Annotated in this window: 6 protein-coding genes and 1 rRNA gene; 2 read left to right on the top strand and 5 right to left on the bottom strand. The window is 35.6% G+C overall.

The window, feature by feature from the left end; genetic code table 11:
- Positions 1 to 6: 6 nt before the first annotated feature.
- Positions 7 to 124: ribosomal RNA gene (gene rrf / locus PN497_RS16545) — 5S ribosomal RNA — on the top strand.
- Between the two features lie 306 nt (positions 125 to 430).
- Here rrf and PN497_RS16550 read toward each other — a convergent pair.
- Positions 431 to 631 (bottom strand): hypothetical protein, encoded by a 201-nt coding sequence (locus tag PN497_RS16550; protein ID WP_096571267.1) that lies wholly within the window; start codon positions 629 to 631, stop codon positions 431 to 433.
- 117 nt (positions 632 to 748) lie between these two features.
- Here PN497_RS16550 and mnmE point away from each other — a divergent pair, with 117 nt between their 5' ends.
- A complete protein-coding gene (mnmE, locus tag PN497_RS16555; RefSeq protein ID WP_096571269.1) occupies positions 749 to 2,143 on the top strand; it encodes a tRNA uridine-5-carboxymethylaminomethyl(34) synthesis GTPase MnmE in 1,395 nt (464 codons plus the stop codon).
- 107 nt (positions 2,144 to 2,250) lie between these two features.
- Here the strand turns inward: mnmE and PN497_RS16560 are convergent, their stop codons facing one another.
- From PN497_RS16560 to PN497_RS16575, 4 genes are all read right to left on the bottom strand, one after another.
- The gene (locus PN497_RS16560) at positions 2,251 to 2,814 is read right to left on the bottom strand and encodes a Uma2 family endonuclease (RefSeq protein WP_096571271.1); all 564 of its coding nucleotides are present in this window, start codon (positions 2,812 to 2,814) and stop codon (positions 2,251 to 2,253) included.
- Positions 2,815 to 3,067: 253 nt separating this feature from the next.
- Positions 3,068 to 3,580: a GNAT family N-acetyltransferase gene (locus tag PN497_RS16565; protein WP_096571273.1), complete on the bottom strand. Its 513-nt coding sequence runs from the start codon at positions 3,578 to 3,580 to the stop codon at positions 3,068 to 3,070.
- Positions 3,577 to 3,873 (bottom strand): type II toxin-antitoxin system TacA family antitoxin, encoded by a 297-nt coding sequence (locus PN497_RS16570; RefSeq protein ID WP_096571275.1) that lies wholly within the window; start codon positions 3,871 to 3,873, stop codon positions 3,577 to 3,579. Before PN497_RS16570 ends, PN497_RS16565 begins: the two co-directional genes overlap by 4 nt.
- 25 nt (positions 3,874 to 3,898) lie before the next feature.
- Positions 3,899 to 4,048 carry a hypothetical protein gene (locus tag PN497_RS16575; protein WP_272110708.1) on the bottom strand — a complete coding sequence of 50 codons (150 nt, stop codon included), beginning with the start codon at positions 4,046 to 4,048 and terminating at the stop codon, positions 3,899 to 3,901.
- Positions 4,049 to 4,091: the final 43 nt, after the last annotated feature.

Consider the following 4,091-nt stretch of genomic DNA (forward strand, 5'->3'; position numbering starts at 1 on the left):
GATTTTCCTGGTGTCTATGGCGCGGTGGAACCACACTGATCCCTTCCCGAACTCAGAGGTGAAACGCTGCTGCGGCGACGATAGTTGAGGGGTTGCCCTCTGTCACAATAGCTCGATGCCAGGTTTAATATTTAACAACAATTTAACAACAATGCCTCCTCTATTTATTTAGAGGGGGTTTTGGATATTTTGTACTTGACCTTCAGAAAGAAGTAAACTAGGCTAGGGATAATTAGTTTAAAAATGGTGCAGTTAGTGTTAATTCACCTTACATAGAACTGGGTATGTAGAAATTTACTAAGAAAATTTACATCAAATTTACTAATAATTAGTGGCAATAGTTATTAGATACTGCCACTAGAAATGATTATTAATAGTATGAAATTCGTTATTGCATTTGCTTGTCCAGGAAGTTTCAAGAACTAGGAAATTAAGGATCTTCTGGAAATACCCATTTTGGAGGTTCCATCATTTTTTTCCGCAGTCGTTCTTCAGCTATCTCCAGCATTTTATCCAACGAAGTCTCTTCAATAAACTTGGAAGTTGCTTCTCTAAACTCAATATTGGGACATTTATCGCCTAAAACGCAACCGTTAACGCAAGCTTCAGCGCAGTTAATTGTCTGCTCCACAGTAAATTCCTCTCTCAAGTACGGCGTTATTAACCTTTAGATAAATATTACTATTAAGTTTGTATGGTTATCAGAAGTTATTCTTGGTGCTACCTATTACCTGTTATCTAAACTCCTATGTCAGAATTATTAACTCATACTGGAACGATCGCGGCGATCGCTACTGCTGTTGTCCCCCAACAAGGTAGTGTAGGTATTGTGCGGGTTTCTGGTGATCATGCAATGGCGATCGCCAAAACTCTATTTTTAGCACCGGGAAAACAAGCGTGGGAAAGTCACCGCATCCTTTATGGTTTTATCCGTCAACCCCAAACCAAGCAAGTAATTGATGAAGCTTTATTATTAATAATGAAAGCACCCCGTTCTTTCACCCGTGAAGATGTGGTAGAGTTTCATTGTCACGGGGGAATTATGGCAGTGCAACAAGTATTGCAATTATGTTTAGAAAATGGTGCAAGGTTAGCGCAACCGGGGGAATTTACGTTAAGGGCTTTTTTAAATGGTAGATTAGATTTAACCCAAGCTGAAAGTATTGCAGATTTAGTTGGTGCAAAATCTCCCCAAGCTGCACAAACAGCATTAGCAGGTTTACGGGGTAAATTAGCGCAACCGATTAGAAATTTACGCTCTCAATGTTTAGATATTTTAGCAGAAATTGAAGCGAGAATTGATTTTGAAGAAGATTTACCGCCTTTAGATGAACAAAGAATTATTCATGAAATTGATAGAATTAGTTTAGAAATAAATAAATTATTAGCCACAAAAGATCAAGGTGAATTATTAAGAACTGGGTTAAAAGTTGCCATTGTTGGCCGTCCGAATGTGGGAAAATCAAGTTTATTAAATGCTTGGAGTCAGAGCGATCGCGCTATTGTCACCGACTTACCTGGTACAACCCGTGATGTGGTAGAATCTCAGTTAGTTGTAGGGGGAATACCTGTACAAGTTTTGGATACTGCGGGTATTAGGGAAACAGTAGATCAGGTTGAGAAAATAGGAGTTGAGCGATCGCGTCAAGCTGCGAATAATGCAGATTTAGTGTTATTTACTATTGATGGTTCTGTGGGTTGGACCGATGCAGATCAAGAAATTTATGAACAGGTAAAACATCGTCCTTTGATTTTAGTAATTAATAAAATTGACCTCATTTCCGAAGCAGAAAAACAAACTCTGAAATCTAAAATCCAAAATGTAAAAGCTAAAATTGAAACTGCTGCTGCGAAAAATCAGGGTATTGATGATTTAGAAACAGCGATTTTGGAAAGTGTGGAAGTTGGAAATGTGGAAGCTGCTAATCTGGATTTAGCTATTAATCAAAGACAAGCAGCAGCATTAACAAAAGCAAAGATTGATTTAGCACAGGTGCAAGAAACTATTAAAAATCAATTACCTTTAGATTTTTGGACTATTGATTTACGAGGTGCGATTTATGCGTTGGGAGAAATTACGGGTGAAGAGGTGACGGAATCAGTTTTAGATCGGATTTTTAGTAGGTTTTGTATTGGTAAATAAGTTTTGACAAATACAACTTTCATCACCAACAAACAATCTAAAAATTACTATCCTGTTCATCCTTTAATCCTGGTTATCCTGATTCAGACAAAGAATATATTAAACTTCTATTCATTTAGCCAACTAAAAAGTTGACCTACAGTGAGATTAAAAGACTCTGCAAAAGCTGGAACAGGTAAAGTATCTGTTTCTAATTCAAATAATAGAATACGTTGATCAGCAAAATAGACAAAAATTAATTTTTCTTCAGGGTCAATTAACCAACCCATTTGAGTCCCATATTGAAGACAATGAAGAATATTTCTAACTACTTTAGTTTGACTTTGTTCAGGAGAAAGTATTTCAATTGTCCAGTCAGGAGGGATAGTAAAAGTATTAGCAACTTCACCATTTTCATCGCGGGGAATGCGTTCCCAAGTGAAGACGGCAATATCTGGTACAATGGATCTACCGCCAAAGGTACAGCGTAATTCAGAGTATGCGCGGGCGATATGCTGGGGTTTTAGTGCTAGGTTAATATTAGAACCGAGGTCAAGCTGAACTGTGCTATGTTTTCCTTGGGGCATGGGTTTTTGAATGATTTCACCGTTAATAAATTCGCTTGCTGGTTTTGTTTCTGGTAATTTGAGAAATTCATCAAGGGTTAGGGGTTTAATAGGGGTTTGAACCATTATCATTTCGGGTGATGTGGATTATCAATATTGTATCTTATTTTATTTGATGATTTTTTGTGAGGATGTTGAGGATTTTTCAGAATGTTTTGTGATGATTGTCTTTAAATAATTTAAACTATCTAAAAATTACCATCCTGTACATCCTTTAATCCTGAGTATCCTAATTCTGACAATCAAAATGGTGCGTTACGTCATGTATTTGATTTGTGTATTTTATCATCTTTTTACACTCCTAACGCACCCTACAAAGTTATGGTAACATCTCTAAAATAGTCGCCATTGGTAAATAAAGTTTTAGTGGTTGACTAGAAAAGGGGATAAACTGATGATATTCATAAAATGCCTTAGCTTGATCATTTTTAGCATCCACTACAACTGCCATAGAAGCTACTTCATTATTCTTACTTCTTGCTAAAGCGTCAAATAATAAAAAAGTACCTAATCCCTGATTTTGATAATTTTTATCAATAGCTAATCTTCCTAATAATGTAGCTGGAAGTAAGGGATATTTAGGCAATTTTCTGATGAGAAAATCAGGTAAATCAGTTAATTGAATAGCAGTTGCAGCTAATGTATAATAACCAGCAATATGTTGTTTTTCTGAATCATATAAAACAAATACTGCTGTCAAAAATCGCCGTACATCCTGTTTAGCTTGCTTTTTTAAATAATAGTCAAGTGCTTCTATTCCACAGGAAAAATCATCTCGGTTATGTTGAGCAGAAATAGGCTCAATGATATAATTAAAGTTAGGAATAGTCATTTTAATTCTGTTGCTTTTTTATACTCAGCCGCAGCTTTCATCATCCGTGCATTAGGTGTTGGAGGATGCAGTAGTGATTCTACAAAAGATTGAGAATCTTCTAAACTCAATTTAATCTGATTATGTTCTGATATTACTTTACGAGCGTGGGATTGTGCGCTTCTAATGACAAAATCAGTTAAAGTTGTTCCTTCAATTTCCGCAGCAATTTGTAATAGTTCTTTCTGTTCAGAAGTTAATCGTGCTTCTAAACGTTCTTTTTTAGATAATGATGATTTTCCAGTATTTAGCATAAATTTTATGGATCTCAACTTTTTTCTATTGTACGTCTAATTTCCGTACTTTGACATTTTTTGATAAATTACCAGATTTAACCCACATTCCGCACTTCGCTTTGTAATACATGAAAATTAAGAAAATTGGGGTTAATGGTGGTTGAATAGCGATCGACGAAGGGCTATAATTCATACGTTTAAATATTGAATAATATCAACATTTTTTGTAAAATTTA

The sequence above is a fragment of the Sphaerospermopsis kisseleviana CS-549 genome (genome assembly GCF_028329225.1).
Taxonomy (GTDB): domain Bacteria; phylum Cyanobacteriota; class Cyanobacteriia; order Cyanobacteriales; family Nostocaceae; genus Sphaerospermopsis; species Sphaerospermopsis kisseleviana.

Coding starts and splice junctions, on each gene's coding strand:
- PN497_RS16575 (WP_272110708.1), bottom strand. CDS start 4,048: ATGAATTATAGCCCTTCGTCGATCGCTATTCAACCACCATTAACCCCA.
- mnmE (WP_096571269.1), top strand. CDS start 749: ATGTCAGAATTATTAACTCATACTGGAACGATCGCGGCGATCGCTACT.
- PN497_RS16570 (WP_096571275.1), bottom strand. CDS start 3,873: ATGCTAAATACTGGAAAATCATCATTATCTAAAAAAGAACGTTTAGAA.
- PN497_RS16565 (WP_096571273.1), bottom strand. CDS start 3,580: ATGACTATTCCTAACTTTAATTATATCATTGAGCCTATTTCTGCTCAA.
- PN497_RS16560 (WP_096571271.1), bottom strand. CDS start 2,814: ATGGTTCAAACCCCTATTAAACCCCTAACCCTTGATGAATTTCTCAAA.